We start from the raw sequence: 26,714 nt of genomic DNA, 5'->3' as shown, positions 1-26,714 counted from the left end.
GAGGGACCGCATGATCCATAAGAATTGGGCAGAACTGATCAAGCCGACTCAGCTCGACGTCAAGCCGGGCAATGACCCGCTGCGTCAGGCGACCGTCATCGCCGAACCGCTGGAGCGTGGCTTTGGCCTGACACTTGGCAACGCGCTGCGCCGCGTTCTGTTGTCCTCGCTTCAGGGCGCGGCCATCACCAGCGTTCAGATCGACAACGTGCTGCATGAATTCAGCTCGGTTGCCGGTGTGCGCGAAGATGTCACCGACATCGTGCTGAACCTCAAGGGCGTCGCCCTGCGCATGGAAGTCGAAGGGCCCAAGCGCCTGTCGATTTCGGTCAAGGGTCCGGCCGTCGTGACCGCCGCCGACATCTCGGACAGCGCGGGCATCGAAATCCTGAACAAGGAACACGTCATCTGTCACCTCGACGAAGGCGCGGACCTGTTCATGGAACTGACCGTCAACACCGGCAAGGGCTATGTCGCCGCCGACAAGAACAAGCCCGAAGATGCGCCCATCGGCCTGATCCCGATCGACGCCATCTATTCGCCGGTCAAGAAAGTCAGCTACGATGTGCAGCCCACCCGTGAGGGCCAGGTGCTGGATTACGACAAGCTGACCATGAAGGTCGAAACCGACGGCTCGATCACCCCGGACGATGCCGTGGCCTTTGCCGCCCGTATCCTTCAGGATCAACTGTCGATCTTCGTCAACTTCGAAGAGCCCGAGTCCGCCGGTCGCGAGTCTGAGGACGAGGGGCTGGAGTTCAACCCGCTCCTGCTCAAGAAAGTGGACGAGCTGGAACTGTCGGTGCGCTCCGCGAACTGCCTCAAGAACGACAACATCGTCTACATCGGCGATCTCATCCAGAAGACCGAAGCAGAAATGCTGCGCACGCCGAACTTCGGCCGCAAGTCGCTCAACGAGATCAAAGAGGTTCTGTCGGGCATGGGCCTGCACCTCGGCATGGATGTCGAGGACTGGCCGCCGGACAATATCGAAGACCTGGCCAAGAAATACGAAGACCAGTTCTGAGGTTTTTGCCGGGCGATGCGTCCCTGATGGACACACCGCCCGGTAACATCCCCGGGTTTCGTACAAAACCCGCGTACACCTTGTACGAAACGTACGAAATTCACTCGGGCATCCGCCCCAAGGAGAGTCGGTGACACGCATCGCCGGCCAGACAAAGCAAAACACGTTTAGGAGACTGAAAATGCGTCACGCAAAAGGCTACCGCCGCCTCAACCGTACCCACGAACACCGCAAGGCCCTGTGGGCCAACATGGCCGGATCGCTGATCGAGCATGAGCAGATCAAGACGACCCTGCCCAAGGCCAAGGAACTGCGCCGTATCGTCGAAAAGCTGGTAACCCTCGGAAAACGTGGGGATATGCACGCCCGCCGTCAGGCCGCCGCCCAGCTCAAGCAGGACCAATACGTCGCGAAACTGTTCGACGTTCTGGGCCCGCGCTACAAGGATCGTCAGGGCGGTTACGTCCGCGTCCTCAAGGCCGGCTTCCGCTATGGCGACATGGCCCCGATGGCCATCATCGAATTCGTCGATCGCGACGTCGATGCCAAAGGCGCCGCTGACCGCGCCCGCACCGCAGCAGAAGAAGCGGCCACAGACGAAGAATAAAGCATTGAAACCAAACGGTTTCTTTTCAAGGCCCTCGCCGGATCGGCGGGGGCCTTTGCCTTTCGGGACGGCGATTTTCGCCCCGAAGAGAACGCGGCGGTTGCATTGCCCGGCCCCTCTTCGCATATGTTTCAGGCACACAGGTTTGGAGGAAGACACGTGATCCGGGCGTTTTGCATTGTTCTGATCTGCCTTGCCGGCCCCGTCCGGGCCGAAACCCGCGTGCCGACCAGCCAGGCCGAAATTTCCCTCGGGTTCGCGCCTGTGGTCAAGCGCACCGCTCCGGCCGTGGTCAACATCTACGCGCGCCGGATCGTCAACGTGCGCTCCAGTCCGTTCAGCCGCGATCCGTTTTTTCAGAACCTTTTCAGGAACTTCGATGTTCCGCAGCAACGTGTTCAGAACTCGCTCGGCTCCGGTGTCATCCTGTCGGCGGACGGTATTGTCGTGTCCAATTACCACGTTGTGGGCGAGGCCACGGACATCCGCGTGGCCCTGAACGACCGACGCGAGTTCTCCGCAAGCGTCCTCCTGTCCGACGAAGAAAGCGATCTGGCCATCCTTCAGTTGGAAAACGCCCCCGACATGCCCGCGCTGCCCCTGCGCAACAGCGACAGCGTCGAGGTGGGCGAACTGGTGTTGGCCATTGGCAACCCGTTCGGTGTGGGCCAGACCGTCAGCAGCGGTATCGTCTCGGGATTGGCGCGATCCGGCACCGCCACCGGTAACGGGCGGGGATACTTCATTCAGACCGACGCGCCGATCAATCCCGGAAACTCGGGCGGGGCACTGGTGGATGTGAATGGTCAACTCATTGGAATAAATACGCAAATCCTCAGCAGATCGGGAGGATCCAACGGAATCGGTTTTGCCATCCCATCCGCGCTCGTGGCGCAGTTCGTGGCGCAGGCCCGCGCAGGCGAAACCGAATTTCAACGGCCTTGGGCGGGCCTTGGCGGTCAGCCCGTCACGGCGGACATGGCCGAAGGGCTGGGGCTGGACCGGCCCGGCGGACTGGTGATTTCCGAGGTGCATCCGCAAAGCGGCTTTGCCGCGGCGGGGGTGGCTGCGGGCGACGTGATCACCGCGGTGGACGGTCAGCCGGTAAATACCCCCGCGGAAATGATTTTCCGGATGTCGGTGGCGGGTCTGGGGGCGGAGACCACCATCACGCGTATTCGCGACGGGCAGGCCGAGGACATCACGCTGGCCCTGACCGCCCCGCCGAACGAGCCGCCACGGGCACAGGTGGAAACAGGTCGCAGATCGGCCATTCCGGGGATGGTGCTCTCGACCATCAATCCGGTGGTCGTGGCAGAACACGACCTGCCGCTCGCCGCCAAGGGGGTTGTGGTGGACGATCCGGGCCAGATCGGCGCGCGCGTCGGGCTGCGACCGGGCGATATCTTGCGCACGATCAACGGGGCCGAGTGTTCCGATACCGATGTGGCGCAGGCGCTTCTGGCCGGGGCGGAGGGGTGGTTGACCCTCGAGATACAACGCGCCGGGCAGCGTTTGGTCATGCGGTTCAGGCTGTAATCCATGGCCGATCTTTTCGACACCCCCGGCGAAACGCCCCCCGACAGCGCCCCCCGCCCGCTGGCCGATCGTTTGCGCCCGCGTAGCCTGTCCGACGTCATCGGACAGGAACAGGTGCTCGGGGCTGAGGCCCCGCTTGGGGTCATGCTCGGTTCGGGGAGCCTGTCGTCACTGGTGTTCTGGGGGCCGCCGGGGGTGGGCAAGACCACCATCGCCCGGCTTCTGGCCGATGAAACCGATCTGCATTTCGTACAGATCAGCGCCATTTTCAGCGGCGTTGCCGAATTGAAAAAGGTGTTTGAGGAGGCCCGACATCGCCGCGCGAACGGGCAGGGGACGTTGCTGTTCGTGGATGAGATCCATCGCTTCAACAAGGCCCAGCAGGACAGTTTTCTGCCCCATATGGAGGATGGAACGATCCTTTTGGTGGGGGCGACTACGGAAAACCCCAGCTTCGAGTTGAACGCCGCCCTTCTGAGCCGTGCGCAGGTATTGGTGTTGGAACGGTTGAACCTGGCCGATCTGGAGCGGCTGGCGCAGCGGGCCGAGGGGGAGCTGGGTAAGCCGTTGCCATTGGACGGTCCGGCGCGTGAGGCGCTGTTGGAAATGGCCGATGGCGACGGGCGTGCATTGTTGAACCTGATCGAACAGGTCACTGCCTGGAAGGTGGACGGCAAACTGGATGCACAGGCCCTTGGGGCGCGGCTGATGCGGCGGGCGGCGAAATATGACAAGGGCGGGGATGAGCATTACAATCTGATTTCGGCCCTGCACAAATCGGTGCGCGGCTCCGACCCGGATGCAGCTTTGTACTGGTATGCGCGGATGCTGGCCGGGGGGGAGGACCCGCGTTATCTGGCGCGGCGTATCACGCGCATGGCGGTCGAGGATATCGGCCTTGCCGACAGCCACGCGCAAACCATTTGCCTGCATGCCTGGGAAACCTACGAACGCCTTGGAAGCCCCGAAGGCGAACTGGCCCTGGCGCAGGCGGTGATCTACCTTGCGCTCGCTCCCAAGTCGAATGCGGGCTATGCGGCTTTCAAGGCGGCCATGCGCGAGGCGAAGAAGACCGGAAGCGAGCCACCGCCCCGGCATATTCTGAACGCGCCGACGAAGCTGATGAAAGAGCAGGGATATGGCGCAGGCTACGCCTATGACCATGATGCCGAAGATGGTTTTTCGGGTCAGAATTACTTTCCGGAAGGGGTGAAACGGCCTGTTCTGTATCAGCCTGTCGAGCGTGGTTTCGAGCGCGAATTGAAGAAGCGCCTTGATTACTTTTCCCGTCTTCGGACGCGCCGGGAATCGAGCTGAATTACAGGCAAGCCATCGGATTTGATCTTCTGATCAGGGCGTCTTGATGTCGCTTTTGGAATAGTTGCTTGCGCTGGAGTGCGGGTTTTGTCGGCGCATTATGCTGCATAGTTTCTTTATCTATCGGATAAACATAAAAAAAAATTTGAAACCAGCACCTAGAGGGTAGAAGCGGGGCGGATTTCGTGTTTTGTTTGGTACATGTCGTTATTGGGCTACCCGATATGTCAATCCGGAGTGAAGCTGTATAATACAGCTACACAGACCGGCCCTAACCCGGCAAATCCAGGGAGAAAATATGAAACATGTTAGCGATCAGCCATTGATGGACCGCTTGGCGGATGCCGCCCGTGAAGGGCGCATTTCCCGGCGGTCCTTCATGCATTATTCGATGGCCGCAGGGGTAACCGCATCGGCGGCGACCGGTCTTTGGGGAAGCGCTGCCAATGCGGCGCCTCAGCGTGGTGGCACCTTCCGTTTCGGTGTGCATGACGGCAATTCTTCGGACACGCACGATCCGGGGCAATATGTGTCGCGTCAGCAGATTTATCTTGCTCACCAGTACCGCAGCTACCTGACGCAGATCGAGTCTGACGGTTCTCTGGGGCCGGACCTTGCCAGCAGCTGGTCGGCCAATGAAGACGCATCGGTCTGGACGTTCGAGATCAATCCGAATGCCGTATTCCACAGTGGCAAGCCAGTGACGTCCGAGGACGTTATTGCATCGCTGAATCACCATCGCGGTGACAAGTCGACATCCGCGGCCAAGGCGTTGTTGGCATCGGTGACCGATATTGCGGCCGATGGTGATCATGCGGTGATCGTCACGCTGGAAAGCGGCATCGCCGACCTGCCGTGGCTGATGACCGACTACCACCTTGCCGTTTGTCCGGCCAACGAGGATGGCAGTGCAAACTGGGAATCCGGTGATGGCTCGGGCCCCTATAAGATCGACAAGGGGGAATGGGGTGTTGGCTTCTCGCTGAGCCGCCACGACGGATGGCATCTGGAAGGCGCCTATTTCGACGCGCTTGAAATGCTGGTCCTGAACGATCCGAATGCGCGCCAGACCGCACTGGTGACGGGTGATGTGGATGCGGTTTCGTTGATCGACCTCAAGACATCGGCATTGTTGCAGCGGGACCCGAATATCGAGATCGAGAACGTTCCTTCGGCGGCGGCGATCACCATGCCGATGTTCTGCGATACCACGCCATTTGATAATGTGGATGTCCGGAATGCGCTGAAACTGTCGATGAACCGCGATGAGATTATCGAGAAAATCGCTTTCGGCGCCGCGACCAAAGGTAACGATTTCCATCATTCGCCGGCACAACCCTATTGGCCCGAGGATATCCCGCAGCGGGAATACGATCCGGATCAGGCCAGATCACTTCTGAAGAAGGCCGGTGCCGAGGGGATTACCGTCAACGTTTCCACGGCTGACAGTCTGTTTTCGGGTGCGGTGGATATGTGTGTGCTCTATGCCGAGCAGGCCAAGGCGGCAGGGATCAATGTGAGGGTCGTGCGTGAGCCGAACGATGGCTATTATTCGGATGTCTGGCTGAAAAAGCCGTTTTGCGCCGTATCCTGGGGCGCGCGCCCGACGCCTGACGTGATGTATACACTGGCTTACAAATCTGACGCGGCGTGGAACGAAAGCCGTTGGCAGAATGAGCGCTTTAACGAACTGCTGCTTCAGGCCAAGTCCGAGCTGGACAACGACCTGCGGGCGGAAATGTATCGCGAGATGGCGATGCTTGCCCGCGATGATGGCGGCACGATCATTCCGATGTTCAACAACTTCGTCTACGCGCGCCGCAGCAACGTGATGCGCGGCGATAGTCTGGCGGCCAGTTGGGAACTGGATGGTGCGCGGGCACCCAGCCGTTGGTGGTTCGCAAGCTGATCGTGGAATAATTCAGGTTCGGCGCCGACAGGGCGCCGGACCTTTCCCTTCTGCAGGTATGAAGCAAAGAACAAGGGGGTAAGATCAGAAGAAAGTAACCAGTTGGCCCGCTGTATGACGGGTAAGAAAAAGCAAATAAGTGCGCCTTGCCGCGGTACCGGTACGCAGCATGAGCGAGGCGCTCAGAAGCCATCTAGGGAGACGACATGAAAACCGTAAAAGATCAGGGTCTTATTGACCGGCTTGCAGATGCCGCCCGTGAGGGAAAGGTATCACGCCGGTCCTTCATGAACTATTCGATGGCAGCAGGTCTGTCTGCCTCGGCAGCAACGGGCCTGTGGACCACACAAGCCAACGCCGCCCCCACGCAGGGCGGTCATTTTCGTCTTGGGGCACATGACGGCAATACGTCGGACAGCCATGATCCGGGCACTTATGTGACCTATTCGACAATCATGCTGATCCACACGTTCCGCAGCTATCTGACCCTGATCGAGTCCGATGGCTCCCTCGGGCCGGATGTTGCATCTGAATGGTCGGCCACGCCGGATGCCAGGGAATGGACGTTCAAACTGAACGACAGAGCGACGTTCCATAGCGGTAAAAAGGTAACGGCCGCGGATGTCGTCGCCTCGCTGAACCATCACCGGGGTGAAAGTTCCACATCGGCGGCGAAGGCGCTATTGACGGATGTCGAGGACGTTACCGATAACGGCGATCATTCGATCACCATCAAGCTGGGCTCGGGGAATGCGGATCTGCCTTGGCTGATGACGGACTACCACTTTGCGATCTGTCCTGCCAACGAGGATGGCACGCTGAACTGGCAGTCAGGCGACGGGTGCGGCCCGTACAAGCTGGTCGAAACCGAGTTCGGTGTGAATTACCATCTGGTGCGCCACGACGACTGGCATCTGGAGGGTGCGTATTTCGACGAGGTCACGATTACCGTTCTCAACGATCCGAATGCGCGCCAGACTGCGCTTGTGACCGGTGATGTCGATGGCATTACCCAGATCGAGCTCAAGACATTGGCCCTGTTACAGCGCGATCCGAATATCGAGATCGACAATGTACCGTCGGCGGCGGCGATCACGATGCCGATGTTCTGCGATCAGGCGCCGTTCGACAATGTCGATGTGCGCAATGCCATCAAGCTGTCCATGAACCGTCAGGAAGTGATCGAGAAAATCACGTTCAACACTGCGACGGCAGGCAATGATTTCCACCATTCGCCCGCGATGCCTTATTGGCCCGAGGATATCCCGCAGCGCGAATACGATCCGGATCAGGCCAAGTCACTGCTGAAGAAGGCCGGGGCCGAGGGGCTGTCTGTCGAACTCAAGGTGGCTGACTCGGTCTTTTCGGGGGCGGTCGATATGTGCGTTCTGTTCTCCGAGCAGGCCAAGGCATCCGGGATCGACATCAGGGTCAATCGTTCGCCAAGCGACGGATACTATTCGGATGTGTGGCTGAAAGATCCGTGGTGCGTGGTACAGTGGGGCGCGCGTCCGACCCCGGACGTGATGTACTCGCTGGCTTACAAGGACGATGCGGCCTGGAACGAAAGCCACTGGCAGAACGAACGTTTCAACGAACTGTTGCTTCAGGCAAAGGGTGAGCTGGACAACGACCTTCGTGCCGAGATGTATCGTGAAATGGCGATGCTGGCTCGTGACGATGGCGGCACGCTGATCCCGTTCTTCTCGAATTTCGTCTATGCCCGCCGCAAGAATGTGCAGCACGGCCCCGATCTGGCGCCGAGCTGGCAGATGGACGGCGCGCGCGCTTGCAGCCGTTGGTGGTTCGGTAGCTAAACGACAGGACGGCCCGGTGCGAAAGCGCCGGGCCTGCTCGCTGCCGGGTGTGTAACGGGCGTCCCAGCCTCGCTCACCCGGCCAAAAACCGCCCCGGACAAAGTAAATGCAGATCAAAACCGGGGCAGGGAAACAAGAACTAATCTGTTCGGCCATGCGCCGGGAACCAGAAGATTCCCAAGACGCAGGCACAACAGCAGGAGGGACAGATGGGAGACATTCTAGGGCTGATAGGAAGACGGCTCGGTCTCGGACTGATCATTCTTTTCGTGATCTCGATCATTATCTTCTTCATGGTCGAATTGCTGCCGGGCGATATCGCTCAGGCGGTTCTGGGTCAGGGTGCGACCGAAGAAAACCTTGCCGCATTGCGCGAGCAGATGGGCCTGAACAAACCGGCGATCGTGCGCTATCTCGAATGGTTGAGCGGCGCGGTGACATTTGATTTCGGTTCGTCGGTCGTGACCGGGGAACGTGTGACCACGCTGATTGGCGAGCGGTTCATGAATACGCTGTTCCTAGCGGCTTATGCCGCGGTGATCGCCGTGCCGTTCGCGATTGTCCTTGGCATCATCGTGGCGCTGTTGCGCAATTCGGTGTTCGACAGGGTGGCCAATGTGCTGACACTGACTTCGATCTCGTCCCCCGAGTTTTTTCTCGGGTATATTCTGATCCTCTACTTCTCGGTCAAGTGGGGCATGTTTCCCGCAATCTCCAGCCTGAGCGAGGGGATGAGTCTCGGAGACCTTCTCTACCGTACGTTCCTGCCGGCCTTGACGCTGGTTCTGGTGGTGACGGCGCACATGATGCGTATGACACGGGCTGCGATCATCAACCTGCTGGCATCTCCCTATATTGAAATGGCGCGGTTGAAAGGCGCGCCGCCATGGAAAGTGATCGTCAAGCACGCATTGCCGAATGCATGGGCGCCGATCATCAACGTCGTGGCGCTGAACCTTGCCTACCTGATTACCGGTGTTGTGCTGGTCGAGGTGGTGTTCGTCTATCCGGGGATCGGCCAGGCACTGGTCGATGCGGTGTCCAAGCGCGACTTCCCCGTTGTGCAGGCGTGCTGCCTGATCTTCGCGGCGACCTTCATCCTGCTGAATCTCGCGGCAGATGTCGGGGCTATCCTGACCAATCCGCGTCTGCGGCATCCTAAGTGAGGGGGGCAGATCAATGAACCTTTTCGTAATCGTCTACTATACCCTTCTCCTGATCGCCTCGTGTCTGGCGGCCTATTTCAACAAGCGCACTTGGTTCCTGTTGCTGTTCTCTCTGACGCTGGTGTCTTTTGTACTGGGTATCGTCGGAGGTGTAGGTATGCTCAAAGCGGTTGCCGTGTGCACTGGGCTTCTTGGCCTGACTGCAATGGTGTCTTACGCCTTTCGTGAGTTTCTTATCCAGCTGGCAGAAAGCAATGTGGGTAGTTCCTTCGCCGCGGCACCGCCTCTGCTCTATAGCGGATTCTTGATCCCGGTCGTACTATTCATTGTGTCTGCGATAATGGGATGGCCGCTCAAGGAAATCGCCATTGCCTTGTTTATTCTGGCAGTTCTCATGATAGCGATGACAACAGAGATCGCAAAAGAGTTGCGCACCGCGCCCTTGACTGCATCTTTTGGAATGTTCGTCATCTTTACTTATGCGATTGCGGGCATCTTTGCCCCCTATATTGCGCCATATGGTGAGGCTGAAGTAATAGCATCGGCTTTTGCCCCTGCGGATGGGAATATGTTGCTTGGAGCCGATCAGTTGGGCCGTGATATCTTCAGTAGGATCATATACGGCGCACGCAACTCTGTTTCACTGGCGCTTATGGGGACATTGCTAGCATTCATTCTTGGGGCGATGGCAGGTCTGTTGGCGGCAGTGAATGGAGGATTGCTCGATCAGGTTTTGTCGCGTGTTGCCGATGTTATTATGTCAATCCCGTCGCTGATTTTTTCTCTCCTGATGGTATCAGTGTTTAGTGCTCTCAAAGACAGTCAGGAGTGGCTGGACTTGTTTAACGGAAATCAGGAGCTTGCAGAATTTGTCATGAGTTCTGCTATGATGGCATTTATCGGTTTCCTCATTGGGATGCTCGTACTTGCCGCTGCTGCTCAAGGTGTGGCCGGGTGGTTGTTTGGCTCGCTTACCGGTACCGTTGTCGTACTTGGCTTCGCAGTTGGGATGGCTTCGTTATTCGACGCGTCCTATGTGGTGCTTATACTCGTCGTCGCAATTATTTATGCACCAAGGGTGTATCGACTGACACGAGCGGTAGCTGGGAATGTTGCCGTAATGGATTACATTGAAGCCGCTCGGCTACGTGGAGAAAACAAGTGGTATCTGGTACGCCGAGAAGTACTGCCCAACTCCACCGCGCCCTTGATCGCCGAATTCGGGTTGGAGTTCTGCTTCGTGTTCCTGCTGGTTGCGGGCCTGTCCTTCCTGGGCCTCGGTATCCAGCCGCCGACGGCGGACTGGGGGTCTATGGTGCGGGAGAACGCAACCCTGATCTCGTTCGGTGACATCACGCCACTGATCCCGGCGGCGGCCATTGCGCTGTTGACTGTCTCGGTCAATTTCGTGGTGGACTGGATGCTGTTCCGTTCCTCGGGCCTGAAGGAGAAATAAGATGGTAAAATCAAAAGAAGTCCTGCTCGAGATCAAGGATCTGCAAATTCAGGGCTATTCCGATGAACAATGGGTCGACATCATCAAGGGTGTCGATCTGACCCTTCATCGCGGCGAGGTTCTGGGCCTGATCGGTGAATCGGGTGCGGGCAAGTCCACCATCGGCGCTGCCGCCATGGGGTACGCCCGCGACGGCACGCGGATATCAGGCGGGTCGATTGAGTTCGACGGTATGGAACTGACAACCGCGACCGAGGCGGAAAAGCGCAGCTTGCGCGGCAACCGCATCGCTTATGTGGCGCAGTCGGCGGCGGCCTCGTTCAATCCGGCGCACAAGATCATCGACCAGCACACCGAAGCACCGCTTCAATACCGGTTGAAAAAGCGGTTGGAGGCCCAGGAAGACGCGATTGACCTGTATAATCGCCTGCGCCTGCCGAATCCCGAGGAAATCGGGTTTCGCTATCCGCACCAGGTGTCGGGTGGGCAGTTGCAGCGTGCGATGACGGCCATGGCCATGTCGTGCCGTCCTGACCTGATCATCTTCGATGAACCCACGACCGCCCTCGACGTGACCACCCAGATCGAAGTGCTGGCCGCGATCCGCGATATCGTGGATCAGTTCAATACGGCGGCGATCTATATCACCCATGACCTAGCGGTCGTGGCCCAGATGGCCGACACGATCAAGGTGCTGCTCAAGGGCGAAGAGGTCGAAGAGGCCACGACAAAGGAGATGCTGGACAACCCGCAGGAGGACTATACCAAAAGTCTCTGGGCGGTCCGCAGCTTCAAGCGACCTCAGAAAAGCCGGCCCAAGGATGGCGTGCCTTTGATTTCGGTGCGCAATGTCGATGCGTCCTATACGGGAGGCGCGAAAGTTCTCGATGATGTCAGTTTCGATGTCTACGAGGGCATGACCGTCGCCGTCGTGGGGGAATCCGGCTCGGGTAAATCGACAACGGCACGGGTGATCACCGGGTTGTTGCCACCGAGCAAGGGCGAGGTTCTGTTCAAGGGCGAACCTTTCCCGCCGGATTATCGGAACCGAACCAAGGATCAGTTGCGCCAGTGCCAGATGATCTATCAGATGGCCGATACGGCACTAAATCCCAAGGTGCGGATTTCAGAGATCATTGGGCGCCCGGCGGCATTCTATCAGGGCTTGCGGGGGAGCGAACTGAAAAGTCGTGTCGATGAGTTGCTGGACCTCATCGAACTGGAACCGTCCAAGTTCTACAACCGCTATCCGCCCGAGCTGTCCGGTGGTCAGAAGCAGCGGATCGGTATTGCACGGGCTTTGGCGGCAAACCCGACTTTCATCATCTGTGACGAGGTGACATCGGCCCTCGATCAACTGGTGGCCGAGGGTATTCTGCGCCTTCTGGATCGCCTGCAAAAGGAGTTGAATCTTGCCTACATGTTCATCACCCACGATCTGGCGACAGTGCGCTCCATCGCTGACGAGGTGGTGGTCATGCAGCACGGTAAGGTGGTCGAGCAGGGGCCAAAGGACGAAATGTTCAAGCCTCCGCATCACCCCTATACGGATCTGTTGCTCAGTTCGGTTCCCGAGATGGACCCCGACTGGCTGACGACCCTTCTGGAAGAACGCGGTGTCGACAACGTGGGCGAGGCGGCATCGTCTGAGATTGATCCCGACGATGCCAAGGTGCAGGGTACGAATATCTGAGGGCAGACAATCATAAAGGAAAACGGCGGATGGAGGGAACGCCATCCGCCGTATCTATTCTGAAATGCGTGCCCGGAGCCGGAAAAAGGCCCCTGGCCAATACATGCCTTGGATCAGGTGATGGACATCGCGCTGAACACCATCGTCGCCACGATGATGCCGTACACGATGAGTACCGCCGGCCAGGAAGCACTGTGCATACGCAATTCGCGGTTCAGTTCGTCGCGGGTCATGTCAGCCTCCTGATGAATCGAGGTTGCGGTTGAGTCGGGCGTGTCTCACGTCCATATTCCGCACATAGTCGAAAAATCGCACCTTGCAATCAAAAAGCTGTTTAAAATCCATGCGGTTTATGCATGGCAGCTTGGCATCCACAGCATAGATTTCGCTTTGAGCGACGTTTCTGGAGGTTAATCCAAAAATATCAAAGGCTTGAATGTTGCGTTGGTGCGGTCTCAGGCGATTCCTTGCAGTGGCATGACCGTCAACTCACCTTCATCGCGGGCCTTGATCGCCTGTGCCGCGGCGTGTGCACCGGCGGCAGTGGTGAAATAGGGAATGCGGTCATACAGCGCCACCGAGCGAATCTCGCGGCTGTCTTCTACCGCTTGTGTGCCTTCGGTGGTGTTCATGACCAGCGCGATCTGACCGTCCTTCAGCATATCAACGATATTGGGGCGCCCCTCGTAAACCTTGTTCACCATCTCGCAGGCGATGTCATGCTCGGCCAGGAAACCGCCGGTGCCACGTGTCGCGACCAGTTCGAAGCCCATATCGACAAGCAGGCGCGCTGTGTCCACCAGTTGTGGAGTCTTGTCCGCATCCTTGATTGAAAAGAACACCTTGCCACCTGACGGCAGATCGCTGCCAGCCCCCAATTGCGCCTTGAGGAAGGCCCGCGGGAAGGAGACATCCCACCCCATCACCTCGCCGGTCGAACGCATCTCGGGGCCGAGGATGGTATCCACGCCGGGGAAGCGGGCAAAGGGTAACACTGCTTCCTTGACCGAAAACCATGGCATTGCCGGATCGGCCAGTGTCATCTGGTCGGCCATTGGCAACGTGCCGGGCCTGGCGTCGGCCGGATAGGGGCCGCGATGCGGGAAGTTCGCCATCGGCTCACCGGCCATCAGGCGTGCGGCGATCGAGGCAATGGCCGAATCCGTCGCCTTGGCCACGAAGGGAACCGTCCGGCTGGCGCGGGGATTCACCTCGATCAGGTAAATCTCGTCATCCTTCACGGCAAACTGGACGTTCATCAATCCGCGCACGTTCAGAGCAAGGGCCAGTGCCTCGGTTTGGCGTTTGATTTCGGCGATGGTGTCGGATTTTAGGGAATAAGGGGGCAGGGAACAGGCGCTGTCGCCCGAGTGAACGCCGGCCTCCTCGATATGCTGCATGATCCCGGCGACATGCACGGTTTCGCCGTCGCACAGGGCATCCACGTCGCATTCGATAGCACCCGACAGGTAGCTGTCCAGCAACACCGGGCTGTCACCCGAAACGACGACCGCCTCGGCGATGTAGCGTTCAAGATGGGCCGTGTCGCGCACGATTTCCATTGCGCGGCCCCCCAGAACATAAGACGGGCGGATTACGAGCGGGAAGCCGATACCTTCCGCAATTTCAAGGGCCTGAGCATCGGTGCTGGCGATGCCGTTCTTGGGCTGCTTCAGCTTCAACTGGTTGACCAGTGCCTGAAACCGCTCGCGGTCTTCGGCCAGGTCGATAGCGTCCGGCGAGGTGCCCAGGATCGGAATGCCCTCGGCTTCGAGTGCGTTGGCCAGTTTCAGCGGGGTCTGGCCGCCGAACTGCACGATCACACCATGCAGGGTGCCGTTTTCTTGCTCGACCCGCAGGATTTCCATCACATGCTCGAACGTCAGCGGTTCGAAATACAGCCTGTCGCTTGTGTCATAGTCGGTCGAAACCGTTTCCGGGTTGCAGTTGACCATGATCGTTTCGTACCCGGCGTCGCTCAGCGCGAAACAGGCGTGACAGCAGCAATAGTCGAACTCGATCCCCTGGCCGATCCGGTTAGGGCCACCACCCAGAATGACCACTTTCTTGCGATCCGATGGACGCGCCTCGCATTCCACTTCGCCCATCATCGGGGCCTCGTAGGTGGAATACATATAGGGCGTTTGCGCCTCGAACTCGGCGGCGCAGGTGTCGATGCGCTTGAATACCGCGGTCACACCGGCGGCCACGCGCCGGCTGCGGACGTCGGCCTCGGTAAAGCCGGTCAGTTTGGCCAGACGCGCATCGCTGAACCCCATCATTTTCAGACGGCGCAGGCCTTCTTCGTCCTGCGGCAGGCCGGTTTCGCGGATGTCGGCCTCGGCCTCGACGATTTCGCGGATGCGGGCCAGAAACCATGGGTCAAAGGCTGTTGCGGCCTGTATTTCATCGTCGCTCAGGCCTTCGCGCATGGCCTGCGCGATGGTGCGCATGCGATCCGGGGTTTGCTGGCTGATTGCCTTGATGACGGCGGCCTTGTCCGGCGCGCCCTCGATAGCGACCTCGTCGAAACCGGTCAGCCCCGTTTCCATGCTGGTCAGAGCCTTTTGCAGGGACTCGTGGATCGTGCGGCCGATCGCCATCGCCTCGCCCACGGATTTCATGGCGGTGGTCAGGTTGGGTTGCGAGCCCGGGAACTTTTCGAAGGCGAAGCGCGGTATCTTGGTGACCACATAGTCGATGGTCGGCTCGAAGCTGGCCGGTGTGACCTTGGTGATATCGTTGTCCAACTCGTCGAGCGTATAACCCACGGCAAGTTTTGCGGCGATTTTGGCAATCGGAAAGCCGGTGGCCTTGGAGGCCAGCGCGGACGAGCGCGACACGCGCGGGTTCATCTCGATCACCACCATGCGGCCATTTTCGGGGTTAATTGCCCACTGCACATTGGAGCCGCCGGTTTCGACACCGATCTCGCGCAGAACGGCGATGCTGCCGTTGCGCATGATCTGGTATTCCTTGTCGGTCAGCGTCAGGGCAGGGGCCACGGTGATCGAATCGCCGGTATGCACGCCCATCGGATCGACGTTTTCGATGGAACACACGATGATCGCGTTGTCCGCCTTGTCGCGGACGACCTCCATTTCGTATTCCTTCCAGCCCAGAAGGGATTCGTCGATCAGGATCTGACTGACCGGCGAAGCATCCAGCCCGGTCTTGCAGTAATGTTCGTAATCGTCGCGATTATAAGCCACGCCGCCCCCGGTGCCGCCAAGGGTAAAAGCGGGGCGGATGATAGCGGGCAGGCCGATGTCTTCGAGTGCGGCCATGCATTCGTCCATGTTGTTGGCGATGGTGGCACGCGGGTTTTCGATGCCCAGCCGGTCCATCGCCTCTCGGAACAGCTTGCGGTCCTCGGCCATTTCGATGGCCTCGCGGTTGGCGCCGATCAGTTCGACGCCGAACTTGTCCAGCACGCCCATATCCGCCACTGCCAGTGCGGTGTTCAGGCCGGTCTGCCCGCCCATCGTGGGCAGGAGCGCGTCGGGGCGTTCCTTTTCGATGATCTTGGCCACGACTTCGGGGGTGATCGGCTCGATATAGGTGGCGTCGGCCAGCCCCGGATCGGTCATGATCGTTGCGGGGTTGGAATTGACCAGGATCACCCGGTAGCCTTCTTCGCGCAGGGCCTTGCAGGCTTGTGCGCCGGAATAGTCGAATTCGCAGGCCTGGCCAATAATGATCGGGCCCGCCCCGATGATCATGATGGACGAGATGTCAGTTCTTTTCGGCATGGTGATCCTCGGGCAGCTGAGCGGGCGCACCGTCACAATGGGGCGTGCGCAAATTGTTGGCGTTATATCCATCACGCGACCGCTTGCAAGGGGGATCGCAAAACAAGGTCGAAAGGCCGCTTTTGAGGGTGTGTTTTCCACCTGTAGGTTCTACATACGCGCCACCAGAGCCCGAGGAAAGACGCAGTGCAGATTCGCTTTGATCATGGACCGGATGGGAATGCGGCGGTCTTCGCCCGCCCGCGGCAGATCATCGAGGCGTCCCGGATCGCGGATGTGCCTGCCGCGTTGCTGGCCCTGGATGCGGCGCGCGATGCGGGGAAGTGGTTGGCCGGGTTCGCAAGTTATGAGCTTGGCTACGCGCTTGAGCCGCGTCTCGAGGCGCTGATGCCCAAGGGATGCCGCCTGCCGCTGTTGCGCTTTGGGGTCTATGACACCCCACCGAACGAGGCGGGCGATTTGCCGTTGACTGACGTGACCCTGAACGACCTTCTCCCGGACTGGAGAGAACAGGACTACGCTGCCGCCTTTCAGACCGTGCATGACTATATCGGGGCAGGGGATATCTATCAGGCGAACCTGACATTCCCGCTGCGTATGCGCGCCAGGGGCGGGGCGCAGGCGCTCTATGCTGCGCTCAGCAGGGTTCAGCCCGTGCGTTTCGGCGCATTGATCCAGGCAAAAGGCCTGCCCGCGATCCTGTCACGCTCGCCCGAACTGTTCTTTCGCACCGATGCGCAGGGGCAGATCGAAACGCGGCCCATGAAGGGCACGCAGCCGCGCAGCGACGATCCGGTGGAGGATGCCCAGTACCGCACCTTTCTGGCCACGGACGAAAAGAACCGCGCTGAAAACCTGATGATCGTCGATCTGTTGCGCAACGATATCAGCCGGATTTGTACCCCCGGCAGCGTGCGCGTACCCGAACTGTTCAAGGTCGAAAGCTATGAAACCGTGCATCAGATGACCTCGCTGGTTGTCGGGCAGATGCAGGCGGGCAAGGGTATGTCCGATATTTTCCGTGCGCTGTTTCCCTGTGGGTCGATCACCGGCGCGCCGAAATTGCGCGCCATGGAAATCCTGGCCGAACTGGAACCGTCACCGCGCGATATCTATTGCGGTTCCATCGGCTGGGCCGCGCCGGACGGGCGCTCCGAATTCAATGTGGCCATTCGTACCCTGATGCTGGACGGTGAATGCGCAACGCTGAACGTGGGAGGGGGCGTGGTCTATGACAGCACCGCCGCTTTGGAATACGAAGAGGCGTTGTGGAAAGCCCGTTTCGCTAGCCGTCTTGTGTCGGGGCGGGGTTGAAGTGCACTCACTCGGCCGCGTGCCGCAGCGTGTTTTTCCCGTCGTCCGGGTACAGGTAATCCCGCGTCAACGGCACCGCGTCTTGCTTGGGTGAAAGCTGAAACTGGAACACCACTTGCCGGTTCAGCCGGAACGTCAGTTCGCAGGCCACAAGGTAATAGCGCCACATCCGGCAGAACCGTTCGTCATAAAGCGCGCGGGCCTTGTCGATATTGGCGGTGAAGCGGTCGTACCAATGGCGCAGGGTTTCTGCGTAGTGAAGCCGCCAGATTTCCACATCCGTCGTATACAGCGGCTGTTTCTCGATGGCTTTCATGGCTTCGGACATCGACGGAACATAGCCGCCTGGAAAGATATACTTGGTGATCCAGGGGCTGGTCGTGCCCGGTGGCTCGGCCCGCCCGATGGTATGGATCAGGGCGATGCCATCGGGAGCCAGACGCTCCGACACGTTGCGGAAATACTCGGTATAATGCGGAATGCCCACATGTTCGAACATGCCGACCGAAACGATCCTGTCGAACTGTCCATCGACTTTGCGATAGTCCAGCAATTCGAACTTTGCGCGATCCGCCAGCCCCGCCTTTTCGGCGCGGGCATTGGCCATGGCATGCTGTTCCTTTGACAGGGTCACGCCCAGAACCTCGGCGCCATAGTCGCGCGCCAGCGTAAGCCCCATACCGCCCCAGCCACAGCCGATATCCAGAACCCGCATGCCCGGTTCGATCAGCAGCTTGCCGGCGATGTGGTGTTTCTTGGCCTCTTGCGCCTCTTCGAGCGTCATGTCGGGATTTCGGAAATAGGCGCAGGAGTATTGCCGATCACGGTCCAGAAACAGATCGTATAATTCGCCGGACAGATCATAGTGATGCGCGACATTGGCTTGTGCGCGGCTCATCGGGTTGAACTGTTCCAGGCGGCGCAGCAGATGGCGGCCCATGACCAGCGGCTTGCGGAACCACGGTTGCCCGTTGGCTGCGATGTTGCCAATGGCGAGCGCCAAAAAACCATAAAGGTCGTCGTCCTCGATGGTTAGCCGGCCATCCATATAGGCTTCGCCTACAGCCATGTCCGGCGACAGGATGATCCGGCGGGGCAGGCTGTCATCAAGCAGCGTAACAGACACGGATTGCCCGGTTCCGTCGCCATATCGCCGTGCTGTCCCGTCGGGAAACACGATCTTCAGATCACCGTTTCGGAACAGGTGCTCCAGCAACCTGTCCAGCGCTTTCGTCCACATTTCCTTCCACCCCCATGCAAATGCGCCTGCATCTGGCGCGGTCATACGGAGATACGAAACCTGCCGACGGTTGTCCGGGTTGCCCCGGCTTTTCTGCCCGATGTCCATATTTTTGCCCAAGAAAACCCTGTCTGCAAACGATTTTACGCACCGCATGCCGGATGCGCGCCCGCCCGCCCCTTGACTTTGGTCTTCTGCCAAGGTGTATCGGCCCGAACCAAGCCACGCAGCCCACCGGGGCCAGAGAGGACGTCATGCACGCATATCGCAGCCATACCTGCGCCGAACTCGACAAATCCAACGTGGGCGACACCGTTCGCCTGTCTGGCTGGGTGCATCGCATCCGGGATCACGGCGGGGTTCTGTTCATCGACCTGCGCGACCACTACGGCATCACCCAGGTTCTGTGCGATCCCGACAGCCCGGTCTTTGCCGAGGTGGAAAAGGTCCGCTCGGAATGGTGCATCCGTATCGACGGCAACGTGAAGGCGCGCGCCGACAGCCTGATCAACCCCAAGATCCCCACCGGCGAGATCGAGGTGTTCATCCGCGATATCGAGGTTTTGGGCAGTGCAAACGAACTGCCCCTCATGGTTTTCGGCGATCAGGAATACCCCGAGGAAACCCGCCTGCGCTATCGTTACCTCGATCTGCGCCGCGAAGAGATGCAGCGCAACATGACCCTGCGCTCGGACGTGATCGCCTCGATCCGCCGCCGTATGTGGGACAAGGGGTTTCGCGAATACCAGACGCCGATCATCACCGCATCCTCGCCCGAGGGCGCGCGCGACTTTCTGGTGCCCTCACGCCTGCATCCCGGCAAGTTCTACGCCCTGCCGCAGGCCCCGCAACTGTTCAAGCAGTTGATCATGGTGTCGGGTTTCGACAAGTATTTCCAGATCGCGCCGTGCTTCCGCGACGAAGACCCGCGCGCCGACCGCTCGCCCACCGATTTCTATCAGCTCGACTTGGAAATGAGCTTTGTCGAACAACAGGACGTGTTCGACACCATTCAGCCGGTGATCGAAGGCGTGTTCGAGGAATTCGGCGGTGGCCACAAGGTCGACAAGCACTGGCCGCATATTTCCTATCGTGACGCGGCGCTGTGGTACGGCAGCGACAAGCCCGACCTGCGCAACCCGATCAAGATGCAGGACGTATCCGAGCATTTCCGCGGATCGGGCTTTGCCATCTTCGCCAAGCTGCTGGAGCAGGACGGCACCGAAATTCGCGCCATCCCCGCGCCCACCGGCGGCAGCCGCAAGTTCTGCGACCGCATGAATGCTTATGCCCAGAAAGAGGGATTGCCGGGTATGGGCTATATCTTCTGGCGCGATGGCGAAAACGGGGTGGAGGCCGCTGGCCCCCTGGCCAAGAATATCGGCCCCGAACGCACCGAAGCCATTCGCCTGCAACTTGGCCTCGGCAAGGGCGACGCCGCATTTTTCCTTGGCGGCAAGCCCTCGTCCTTCGAGGCGGTGGCCGGTCGTGCCCGCAACGTCATCGGTGAGGAACTGGGCCTGACGGAAAAAGATCGCTACGCCTTTTGCTGGGTCGTCGATTTCCCGATGTACGAGAAAGACGACGAAACCGGTGCGGTGGATTTCTCGCACAACCCGTTCTCGATGCCTCAGGGCGGGCGGGATGCACTTGACGGCGATCCGCTCGACGTTCTGGGCTTCCAGTATGACCTTGCCTGCAACGGGTATGAGCTGGTCTCGGGCGCGATCCGGAATCACAAGCTGGACATCATGATCAAGGCGTTCGAACTGGCCGGTTACGACGAGGCCGAGGTCCACAAACGCTTTGGCGGTCTGGTCAACGCGTTCCAGTATGGCGCACCGCCCCACGGCGGCTGCGCTGCGGGGATCGACCGGATCGTCATGCTGCTGGCCGATGAAATCAACATCCGCGAAGTCATCATGTTCCCGATGAATCAGCGGGCCGAAGACCTGATGATGAATGCCCCCTCTGAGCCCACCAGCGACCAGTTGATGGATCTCAGCCTGCGGGTCATCGAACAGCAGGATTGATCATGATCAGGGGCGCATCTGAACGATGCGCCCTTTTCATGCGTTGCTCCGGTTCCTATGCTGCGCCGACATTGCTCCGGAGCCTTTCATGACAGACCGCCCCCTTGGCCCGCCAGTCGGAAACTGGAAAACGCCGCCATGCCCCGGCCCTGATCGGTTGGAGGGGCGTTTTGCCTTGCTCGAACGGCTTTCCGCCACGACGCACACCGAAGCGTTGTATGACGCCTTTGTCGGGCATGACTGGGTATGGGATTACATGCCCGACGGTCCCTTTGCGACGCCCGAGGCGTTTGCCGACTGGATGCAGGCCGCGACCGCCCGCGACGATATTCTGTTTTACGCGATCTTTGACCGCAATACAGGGGTTTGGGGCGGGTTCGCGTCTTTCCTGCGGATCAAGCCCGCTTCGGGGTCGATTGAGGTCGGTTATATCGCCATGGCACCATGCCTTCAGCGTACCCGCGCCGCGACCGAGGCAATTTTCCTGATGATGCAATGGGCGTTCGACGCGGGGTATCGGCGATTCGAATGGAAATGCGATGCGCTCAACGCGCCCTCTCGGCGGGCGGCGCAAAGGTTCGGATTTACCTATGAGGGGACCTTCCGGCAAGCCACCGTTGTCAAAGGGCGCAACCGCGATACGGCGTGGTTCGCGGTGATCGACAGCGAATGGCCCGCGTTGCGCACGGCCTACGCGACCTGGCTGGCACCGGACAATTTCGATGCTGCCGGAGGTCAGAATAGCCGCCTGAGCGATCTGACCGCACAGGCGTTGGTTCCGGCTTCGAATACCTAGATCGCAGCGCGTTTTTGCATCCGATCCTGCACAAGGGTCCCAACCCGTGCGGTGGCGGCCAGTAAATCGCTCGGTGTGCCGTTGCGTCGACTATGGGCCAGGTTGCGCGCTGCATCGGCCAGTTGGTCGTCCCCGGCAGACCGGGCAATGCCGCCAAGGAACTGTGCCACGTAATCAAGAATGCCCTCGTCGCCGGGAACATTCAGCAGGTTTGCCGCGCGGCTCATATCATCGCAATAGGCCGTCCGGTCGGGTTCGATGACCTCGTCGGTCAGGGCGCGAGGCCCGGCAAGCTGACGCTCGGTGGGAAGGGCGGCAAGGATTTTCTGTTGGAAACCCGCCAGGTTGTGCAACGGTTTGACGAGGCACCCGTCCGCCCCGGCCGCTGTGGCCTTGTCCGCGGCATCGGGATCGCCGCTCAGGCCCAACAGTATTCCCACACGGGGGCTGGTTGTGCTCAGCTCCTCGATCAACTCCAGCCCCGATCCGTCGGGCAGGCCGATATCAACGATCACGCCCGATGGGCGATAGACTTTCAGATGGCGGCGCGCCGCATACAGGCAATCCGCCCGCCGCAGGCGCGCGCCGCTGCGCAGGCACATCAGGCGCATGGCCTCGGAAGCAAAGCGGCTGTCCTCGACCAGAAGAATCGTCAGCCCCAGCAAGGGGCGCGTATTTGTCGGGGCAGGGAAGGGTGAAAACGTCTCGAACTTATCCATGTCATGATCCTCAGGCTACAGGTTCTTTGCAGAGGCTAGGCCAGCCTTGGCTAATGAGCGGTTAATTCCGTGGTTGCGTCCCCCTGTCGCTTGCCTCGGCGGACGCGTACCTCCATAACGGGCGCAACCAAACCAAAGGGAATTAACCATGATCGGACGCCTGAACCATGTCGCCATTGCCGTGCCAGACCTGCAGGCTGCGGCCGACCAGTATCGCAACGCGCTTGGTGCAAAAGTCGGGGACCCTCAGGATGAGCCCGATCATGGCGTGACCGTCATCTTCATCGAACTGCCAAACACCAAGATCGAACTGCTTTATCCCTTGGGAGAGGACAGCCCGATCAATGGTTTTCTGGAAAAGAATCCATCGGGCGGTATTCACCACATGTGCTTCGAGGTCGAAGACATCATCGAAGCGCGTGATGCGCTCAAGGCAAGCGGTGCACGTGTCCTAGGTTCAGGTGAGCCCAAGATCGGAGCGCATGGCAAGCCGGTTCTGTTCCTGCATCCCAAGGATTTTCAGGGCACGCTCGTGGAGTTGGAGCAAGTCTGATGAGCATCGCTTCGGCCATCGTTCTGTTCATGGTGATCTGGTTCATGACCTTTCTGATCGTGATCCCGATCCGTATCGAAACACAGGGCGATCTGGGGGAAATCGTGCCCGGCACGCATGCGGGCTCACCGCAAAAGCATCATCTCAGGAAAAAGGCATGGATCACCACGGGGATTGCAACGGTTCTTTGGGTGATCATTGGCGGAACGATCATCTCTGGCGTGATCTCGGTGCGTGACATCGACCTGTTTCACCGGCTCGGGCCCGGAAACAGCATGTGGTACAGCGAAACCGAGTAACACGCGCATTCAGTTTGAGCCTGTGATCCAATCATCTTGCCGCACGCGCCTGTATTCGGTGAAACAGATGGGTGAACGTGGCTGCCCCAAGGATCGGCACCACGAGGTTGAGGATCGGCACGGTCAGCGGTAAGGCCATAAGCACTCCCGCCATCCAGATCGTCAGGCCATGCTTCTTGCGCATCTGCGTGGCGCCGGCCCGGCCCAAACGCCGCATCGCGGCCACGGTGAAATATTCCCGCCCCAGAAGAAACCCGTTGACCGCATAGAACACCGGCAAACCGGCCATGGGGAATACCAGTGTCAACAGCAGTGCCAGAATGTTCGCCACGACCAGAACGCTCATGGCCGACAGACCGTCGATGATGCCATCGCGCAGCGGCACGCCAGCGACCTTTGGAAGGTTTGGATAGTGCCGGTCTTCGACGGCCTCGGCGACCTCATCCAGGAACATGGACACAAAGGCCGATGCCACGGGCACCATCAGGAAGACCGACATGACGAACATCAACGCCACAAAGGCCCAGCTGATCACGTTGTCGACCCATTGCACCTCGCCCAAAAGCGGCAGGGTGACACTATCGCCAACCATCCAGCCCACGCCCCAGACCAGGAGCGCGGTAATCCCGGCCAGAAGCAGCAGCGTCAATCCGATGCCCCGCCACAGAACCTTGCGGAAACGAGGGTCGCCGATTTGGGACAGGGCTTTGAAAAAGGATGTGAAAATCATTCTGACACCCATTCGACAATCTGGTCGAGATTGGGGCGGGGCCGTTCGGGCGGCGCGGCGGTTTCTGTGCCGATATGAATGAACCCGGCCACGCGCTCGTCCATGCCCAACCCAAGACCCGTTTCCACAAAACCGCGATCATGCGCGGGCCAGCCACTCAGCCAGTTCGCGCCCCATCCCGAGGCCAGTGCGGCATTGAGCAGGGCAAGGCAAACCGCTCCGGCCGAATAGGTCTGCTCGAGCGACGGAATCTTGTCCGACGGCTTCTGAACTTCGATCACCGCCACGGCCAGATGGCTGTCTTCGAACTGCTTGCGCCCTTTCGTGATGTCGGCCTCGTCCCGGCCCAGGGAAAGTCCGTGCGCACCGGCCAGTTCGGCCAGCCGGTCCAGTGCCGGACGTTCCAGAACGATAAAGCGCCACGGTTCCAGCTTGCCGTGATCGGGGCTGCGGGCCGCTGCCGCCAGAATCGGCAGCAACTCTTCGCGCGTGGGGACCGGAGCGGAAAGCGTTTTGGCCGGGCGTGAGCGTCGTGTCAGAAGAAAGTCCAAGGCATCTGGATTGGGGGCTGGCATGTTGATCCTGTCGCTGTTTGATCCTGAGCCCTACATGTCGGGGCGGGGGCGCATGGGGTCAAGCCCGCATGTGCCATCTGGTGTGTAACGATCGGATCACGTATGCAGGGGCCATGTCGGATCCGATGCTCAGCCATCTTGCTTTGCCCGGTGCACTCATCGCCGTGCGCGTTACCCCCAAGGCGTCGCGCAATCGTATCGTCATCGCCCCCGAAGGCGATATTCGCATCTATGTCACGGTTCCGCCAGAGGACGGCAAGGCCAATACAGCCGTTCAGAAATTATTGGCGAAGGCCCTCGGGCTTCCGAAATCCCGCTTGACGCTGACACAGGGCCAGAAATCCCGAGACAAAGTGTTCAGGATTGATGAGGCTTGAGGATTATGAGCGTTACGATGACTTGCCGTCAGGGCCGATGGTGTAGACGCCCTCGGGCAGGTTCAGCGCCGCCCTCAGATCGCGCAGCTGTGCCATAGACAGGGTGATTTTGCTGACGGTATCCGTGCGCGGATCGTATTGTTCGACCGTGACGCATTCTTCAAAGGCATTTATGACGACATCCTCCTGCAACGGTGTATTGCCGTCATCCACAAGCGTCACCACGGTGGCGTCGAATTCATGTTCAATCGAAAACATGGGTCCAGCCTAACCTGTTGGCGGCACTTTGCAACCGCCGTATGCTTCCTGGGGTGGGGGCTTCCAGCGGCCTGAAAACCTGCTAGATTCCGGGCCAAAGGAAATTTGGAGCTTACCCATGCGCCTGATCGCCATTCTTTGCCTGATCGGCCTCGCTGGTTGTGTGCCTGCGACCGAAACCGGCGCCCCGTCGCGCCCCGCGCCGACATCCCCCCCGACAGCGTCCTCGATGCCGACGCGCGCGAAGGTGGATCAGTTCGTGTCGGTCGTGAACTCGGTCGAGCCGGTGGCCGAGAATGTGTGCCGCAGCCGGACCGCAGCGGGGACGAATTGTGATTTTCGCATCGTGGTGGATGACCGCCCCAACCAGCCAGTGAACGCCTATCAGACGCTCGACAAATCAGGGCGTCCGATCATCGCCTTCACGCTTCCCATGATTGCGGAAGTGCGCAACCGTGACGAACTGGCCTTTGTCATGGGGCACGAGGCAGCGCACCACATTGCCGGGCATATTCCACGCCAACAGCAGAACGCCATGGCCGGGGCCGTTTTGCTGGGCGGGTTGGCGACACTCGGTGGGGCCAGCGCGGATGCCGTCCGCACGGCTGCGGATCTGGGGGCATCGGTGGGCGCGCGCAGCTATTCGAAGGAATTCGAACTTGAGGCCGATGCACTGGGAACGGTGATTACAAGGGCCGCAGGTTATGATCCGGTGCGCGGTGCAGCCTTCTTTAGCCGTATCCCCGATCCGGGCGACCGGTTCCTTGGAACTCACCCGCCCAATGCGCAGCGTATCGAAACCGTGCGCCGCGTCGATGCCCAATTGCGATGAACCAACTGACAGGTGTGATCAGCGACCGCGGGTCCAAATACGCGGTATCGGGTGGCCCTGTCGCGGATCGCGCGGAAATCGAGGGATTTCTGAAAGCCCTCAAGCGGGACAAGAAGTTCGCCAAGGCCACGCATAATACCTGGGCGGCTCTGATGTCGGACGGGACGCCGTTGAAAGGCGATGATGGCGAATCCGGGGCTGGCATGGTCATTTTACGCATGCTGGAACGCGCGAATATTCGGGATCATGTAATCGTGGTTACGCGGTGGTATGGCGGAAAACATCTGGGCGGGGATCGCTTCCGGCACGTGCAGGACTGTGTGCGAGCCTACCTGGACAGGTTCGGCGATTGACTCAGGTCAAGGTTCCGGCAGGCGGTGTGATTTACGCTTGGGCTTGTGCCCATACTATGAGGGCGCAAGAAAAGGGAGCGTCCGAATGTCCACATCCATTACGCTGAAACGCCATGCGGAACTGGTTGATCGGATGGCCAACGCACTCGGGGTCGATCTGGAAGAAAAGGTCATGGAAGGCAAAATCGACTTTGACGGGATCAGCGATGCGGTCCTGAACTGTACGGGATGCGCGGGGCCTGAAGATTGTGTTCACTGGCTTGCTTTGAACGATGAGGGGGCCGATGCCCCGCCGGGGATGTGTCGCAACAGTGATTTGTTCGCGGCGCTGAAAGCCGGGAAACGGATATGA

24 protein-coding genes are annotated in these 26,714 nt (G+C 59.6%); 18 read left to right on the top strand and 6 right to left on the bottom strand.

Translation table 11 applies throughout. The features are described 5' to 3' along the window. Positions 1 to 10 precede the first annotated feature (10 nt). From BUB53_RS05455 to BUB53_RS05415, 9 genes are all read left to right on the top strand, one after another. Positions 11 to 1,027 (top strand): DNA-directed RNA polymerase subunit alpha, encoded by a 1,017-nt coding sequence (locus tag BUB53_RS05455; protein WP_073033581.1) that lies wholly within the window; start codon positions 11 to 13, stop codon positions 1,025 to 1,027. 181 nt (positions 1,028 to 1,208) lie between these two features. Next, the gene (gene rplQ, locus BUB53_RS05450; RefSeq protein ID WP_073033579.1) at positions 1,209 to 1,634 is read left to right on the top strand and encodes a 50S ribosomal protein L17; all 426 of its coding nucleotides are present in this window, start codon (positions 1,209 to 1,211) and stop codon (positions 1,632 to 1,634) included. Between the two features lie 126 nt (positions 1,635 to 1,760). Further along, positions 1,761 to 3,173 (top strand): trypsin-like peptidase domain-containing protein, encoded by a 1,413-nt coding sequence (locus BUB53_RS05445; RefSeq protein WP_084728884.1) that lies wholly within the window; start codon positions 1,761 to 1,763, stop codon positions 3,171 to 3,173. A 3-nt stretch (positions 3,174 to 3,176) separates the two neighbouring features. Continuing rightward, positions 3,177 to 4,490 carry a replication-associated recombination protein A gene (locus tag BUB53_RS05440; protein WP_073033575.1) on the top strand — a complete coding sequence of 438 codons (1,314 nt, stop codon included), beginning with the start codon at positions 3,177 to 3,179 and terminating at the stop codon, positions 4,488 to 4,490. A gap of 298 nt (positions 4,491 to 4,788) precedes the next feature. Continuing rightward, on the top strand, positions 4,789 to 6,399 hold the full coding sequence (locus BUB53_RS05435) for an ABC transporter substrate-binding protein (RefSeq protein ID WP_073033573.1): 1,611 nt from the start codon (positions 4,789 to 4,791) through the stop codon (positions 6,397 to 6,399). Positions 6,400 to 6,605: 206 nt separating this feature from the next. Further along, entirely contained in the window at positions 6,606 to 8,216 is a 1,611-nt protein-coding gene (locus BUB53_RS05430) for an ABC transporter substrate-binding protein (RefSeq protein ID WP_073033571.1), read from the top strand. A 209-nt stretch (positions 8,217 to 8,425) separates the two neighbouring features. Beyond that, positions 8,426 to 9,382, top strand: a complete 957-nt coding sequence (locus tag BUB53_RS05425; RefSeq protein ID WP_073033569.1) for an ABC transporter permease — start codon at positions 8,426 to 8,428, stop codon at positions 9,380 to 9,382. A gap of 13 nt (positions 9,383 to 9,395) precedes the next feature. Continuing rightward, positions 9,396 to 10,838 carry an ABC transporter permease gene (locus tag BUB53_RS05420; protein WP_229709418.1) on the top strand — a complete coding sequence of 481 codons (1,443 nt, stop codon included), beginning with the start codon at positions 9,396 to 9,398 and terminating at the stop codon, positions 10,836 to 10,838. 1 nt (position 10,839) lies between these two features. Then, entirely contained in the window at positions 10,840 to 12,531 is a 1,692-nt protein-coding gene (locus BUB53_RS05415; RefSeq protein ID WP_073033567.1) for an ABC transporter ATP-binding protein, read from the top strand. Between the two features lie 455 nt (positions 12,532 to 12,986). Here BUB53_RS05415 and carB read toward each other — a convergent pair whose 3' ends face one another. After that, a complete protein-coding gene (gene carB / locus BUB53_RS05410; protein WP_073033564.1) occupies positions 12,987 to 16,283 on the bottom strand; it encodes a carbamoyl-phosphate synthase large subunit in 3,297 nt (1,098 codons plus the stop codon). Between the two features lie 186 nt (positions 16,284 to 16,469). On the opposite strand from carB, the gene BUB53_RS05405 reads away from it, so the two are divergent. Beyond that, positions 16,470 to 17,597 carry an aminodeoxychorismate synthase component I gene (locus BUB53_RS05405; protein WP_073033563.1) on the top strand — a complete coding sequence of 376 codons (1,128 nt, stop codon included), beginning with the start codon at positions 16,470 to 16,472 and terminating at the stop codon, positions 17,595 to 17,597. A gap of 7 nt (positions 17,598 to 17,604) precedes the next feature. Here the strand turns inward: BUB53_RS05405 and BUB53_RS05400 are convergent, their stop codons facing one another. Beyond that, entirely contained in the window at positions 17,605 to 18,837 is a 1,233-nt protein-coding gene (locus BUB53_RS05400) for an SAM-dependent methyltransferase (RefSeq protein ID WP_073033741.1), read from the bottom strand. Positions 18,838 to 19,091: 254 nt separating this feature from the next. Between BUB53_RS05400 and aspS the strand changes: the two genes are divergently transcribed. Together aspS and BUB53_RS05390 are read left to right on the top strand one after the other, a co-directional pair. After that, a complete protein-coding gene (gene aspS / locus BUB53_RS05395; protein WP_073033552.1) occupies positions 19,092 to 20,870 on the top strand; it encodes an aspartate--tRNA ligase in 1,779 nt (592 codons plus the stop codon). Between the two features lie 88 nt (positions 20,871 to 20,958). Next, entirely contained in the window at positions 20,959 to 21,666 is a 708-nt protein-coding gene (locus BUB53_RS05390; RefSeq protein ID WP_073033541.1) for a GNAT family N-acetyltransferase, read from the top strand. On the opposite strand, the gene BUB53_RS05385 is transcribed toward BUB53_RS05390, so the two are convergent. Next, a complete protein-coding gene (locus BUB53_RS05385; RefSeq protein WP_073033539.1) occupies positions 21,663 to 22,385 on the bottom strand; it encodes a response regulator in 723 nt (240 codons plus the stop codon). The genes BUB53_RS05390 and BUB53_RS05385 overlap by 4 nt on opposite strands. 148 nt (positions 22,386 to 22,533) lie before the next feature. Here BUB53_RS05385 and mce point away from each other — a divergent pair, with 148 nt between their 5' ends. Both mce and BUB53_RS05375 read left to right on the top strand, forming a co-directional pair. Next, complete coding sequence (mce, locus tag BUB53_RS05380) at positions 22,534 to 22,938, top strand: methylmalonyl-CoA epimerase (RefSeq protein ID WP_073033537.1); 405 nt, start codon at positions 22,534 to 22,536, stop codon at positions 22,936 to 22,938. Next, positions 22,938 to 23,237, top strand: coding sequence for a DUF1467 family protein (locus BUB53_RS05375; RefSeq protein WP_073033534.1), 300 nt, complete (start codon positions 22,938 to 22,940; stop codon positions 23,235 to 23,237). Before mce ends, BUB53_RS05375 begins: the two co-directional genes overlap by 1 nt. Before the next feature lie 31 nt (positions 23,238 to 23,268). Here BUB53_RS05375 and BUB53_RS05370 read toward each other — a convergent pair whose 3' ends face one another. Both BUB53_RS05370 and BUB53_RS05365 read right to left on the bottom strand, forming a co-directional pair. Beyond that, positions 23,269 to 23,967 (bottom strand): EI24 domain-containing protein, encoded by a 699-nt coding sequence (locus tag BUB53_RS05370; RefSeq protein ID WP_229709420.1) that lies wholly within the window; start codon positions 23,965 to 23,967, stop codon positions 23,269 to 23,271. Beyond that, positions 23,964 to 24,542, bottom strand: coding sequence for a nitroreductase family protein (locus BUB53_RS05365; protein WP_073033531.1), 579 nt, complete (start codon positions 24,540 to 24,542; stop codon positions 23,964 to 23,966). Before BUB53_RS05365 ends, BUB53_RS05370 begins: the two co-directional genes overlap by 4 nt. Before the next feature lie 113 nt (positions 24,543 to 24,655). Here BUB53_RS05365 and BUB53_RS05360 point away from each other — a divergent pair, with 113 nt between their 5' ends. Further along, complete coding sequence (locus tag BUB53_RS05360) at positions 24,656 to 24,919, top strand: DUF167 domain-containing protein (RefSeq protein WP_073033528.1); 264 nt, start codon at positions 24,656 to 24,658, stop codon at positions 24,917 to 24,919. Between the two features lie 12 nt (positions 24,920 to 24,931). On the opposite strand, the gene BUB53_RS05355 is transcribed toward BUB53_RS05360, so the two are convergent. Further along, positions 24,932 to 25,177: a hypothetical protein gene (locus BUB53_RS05355; RefSeq protein WP_073033526.1), complete on the bottom strand. Its 246-nt coding sequence runs from the start codon at positions 25,175 to 25,177 to the stop codon at positions 24,932 to 24,934. A gap of 118 nt (positions 25,178 to 25,295) precedes the next feature. Here BUB53_RS05355 and BUB53_RS05350 point away from each other — a divergent pair, with 118 nt between their 5' ends. The 3 genes from BUB53_RS05350 to BUB53_RS05340 all read left to right on the top strand — a co-directional run bounded on the left by BUB53_RS05350 (position 25,296) and on the right by BUB53_RS05340 (position 26,714). Then, positions 25,296 to 26,009 (top strand): M48 family metallopeptidase, encoded by a 714-nt coding sequence (locus BUB53_RS05350; RefSeq protein WP_073033524.1) that lies wholly within the window; start codon positions 25,296 to 25,298, stop codon positions 26,007 to 26,009. Then, positions 26,006 to 26,362, top strand: coding sequence for a YigZ family protein (locus tag BUB53_RS05345; protein ID WP_073033522.1), 357 nt, complete (start codon positions 26,006 to 26,008; stop codon positions 26,360 to 26,362). The genes BUB53_RS05350 and BUB53_RS05345 overlap by 4 nt, the downstream gene beginning before the upstream one ends. A gap of 85 nt (positions 26,363 to 26,447) precedes the next feature. Next, positions 26,448 to 26,714, top strand: coding sequence for a DUF6455 family protein (locus BUB53_RS05340; protein ID WP_073033519.1), 267 nt, complete (start codon positions 26,448 to 26,450; stop codon positions 26,712 to 26,714).

It is taken from the genome of Roseovarius pacificus, assembly GCF_900142665.1.
GTDB lineage: Bacteria > Pseudomonadota > Alphaproteobacteria > Rhodobacterales > Rhodobacteraceae > Roseovarius > Roseovarius pacificus.
This window is presented reverse-complemented; position numbering and strand designations above follow the sequence as displayed.

What these genes read in the sequence shown, in the direction of transcription:
- BUB53_RS05455 (WP_073033581.1), top strand. Translation starts at nt 11, where the DNA reads ATGATCCATAAGAATTGGGCAGAACTGATCAAGCCGACTCAGCTCGAC.
- rplQ (WP_073033579.1), top strand. Translation starts at nt 1,209, where the DNA reads ATGCGTCACGCAAAAGGCTACCGCCGCCTCAACCGTACCCACGAACAC.
- BUB53_RS05445 (WP_084728884.1), top strand. Translation starts at nt 1,761, where the DNA reads ATGTTTCAGGCACACAGGTTTGGAGGAAGACACGTGATCCGGGCGTTT.
- BUB53_RS05440 (WP_073033575.1), top strand. Translation starts at nt 3,177, where the DNA reads ATGGCCGATCTTTTCGACACCCCCGGCGAAACGCCCCCCGACAGCGCC.
- BUB53_RS05435 (WP_073033573.1), top strand. Translation starts at nt 4,789, where the DNA reads ATGAAACATGTTAGCGATCAGCCATTGATGGACCGCTTGGCGGATGCC.
- BUB53_RS05430 (WP_073033571.1), top strand. Translation starts at nt 6,606, where the DNA reads ATGAAAACCGTAAAAGATCAGGGTCTTATTGACCGGCTTGCAGATGCC.
- BUB53_RS05425 (WP_073033569.1), top strand. Translation starts at nt 8,426, where the DNA reads ATGGGAGACATTCTAGGGCTGATAGGAAGACGGCTCGGTCTCGGACTG.
- BUB53_RS05420 (WP_229709418.1), top strand. Translation starts at nt 9,396, where the DNA reads ATGAACCTTTTCGTAATCGTCTACTATACCCTTCTCCTGATCGCCTCG.
- BUB53_RS05415 (WP_073033567.1), top strand. Translation starts at nt 10,840, where the DNA reads ATGGTAAAATCAAAAGAAGTCCTGCTCGAGATCAAGGATCTGCAAATT.
- carB (WP_073033564.1), bottom strand. Translation starts at nt 16,283, where the DNA reads ATGCCGAAAAGAACTGACATCTCGTCCATCATGATCATCGGGGCGGGC.
- BUB53_RS05400 (WP_073033741.1), bottom strand. Translation starts at nt 18,837, where the DNA reads ATGTGGACGAAAGCGCTGGACAGGTTGCTGGAGCACCTGTTCCGAAAC.
- aspS (WP_073033552.1), top strand. Translation starts at nt 19,092, where the DNA reads ATGCACGCATATCGCAGCCATACCTGCGCCGAACTCGACAAATCCAAC.
- BUB53_RS05390 (WP_073033541.1), top strand. Translation starts at nt 20,959, where the DNA reads ATGACAGACCGCCCCCTTGGCCCGCCAGTCGGAAACTGGAAAACGCCG.
- BUB53_RS05385 (WP_073033539.1), bottom strand. Translation starts at nt 22,385, where the DNA reads ATGGATAAGTTCGAGACGTTTTCACCCTTCCCTGCCCCGACAAATACG.
- mce (WP_073033537.1), top strand. Translation starts at nt 22,534, where the DNA reads ATGATCGGACGCCTGAACCATGTCGCCATTGCCGTGCCAGACCTGCAG.
- BUB53_RS05375 (WP_073033534.1), top strand. Translation starts at nt 22,938, where the DNA reads ATGAGCATCGCTTCGGCCATCGTTCTGTTCATGGTGATCTGGTTCATG.
- BUB53_RS05370 (WP_229709420.1), bottom strand. Translation starts at nt 23,967, where the DNA reads ATGATTTTCACATCCTTTTTCAAAGCCCTGTCCCAAATCGGCGACCCT.
- BUB53_RS05365 (WP_073033531.1), bottom strand. Translation starts at nt 24,542, where the DNA reads ATGCCAGCCCCCAATCCAGATGCCTTGGACTTTCTTCTGACACGACGC.
- BUB53_RS05360 (WP_073033528.1), top strand. Translation starts at nt 24,656, where the DNA reads ATGTCGGATCCGATGCTCAGCCATCTTGCTTTGCCCGGTGCACTCATC.
- BUB53_RS05355 (WP_073033526.1), bottom strand. Translation starts at nt 25,177, where the DNA reads ATGTTTTCGATTGAACATGAATTCGACGCCACCGTGGTGACGCTTGTG.
- BUB53_RS05350 (WP_073033524.1), top strand. Translation starts at nt 25,296, where the DNA reads ATGCGCCTGATCGCCATTCTTTGCCTGATCGGCCTCGCTGGTTGTGTG.
- BUB53_RS05345 (WP_073033522.1), top strand. Translation starts at nt 26,006, where the DNA reads ATGAACCAACTGACAGGTGTGATCAGCGACCGCGGGTCCAAATACGCG.
- BUB53_RS05340 (WP_073033519.1), top strand. Translation starts at nt 26,448, where the DNA reads ATGTCCACATCCATTACGCTGAAACGCCATGCGGAACTGGTTGATCGG.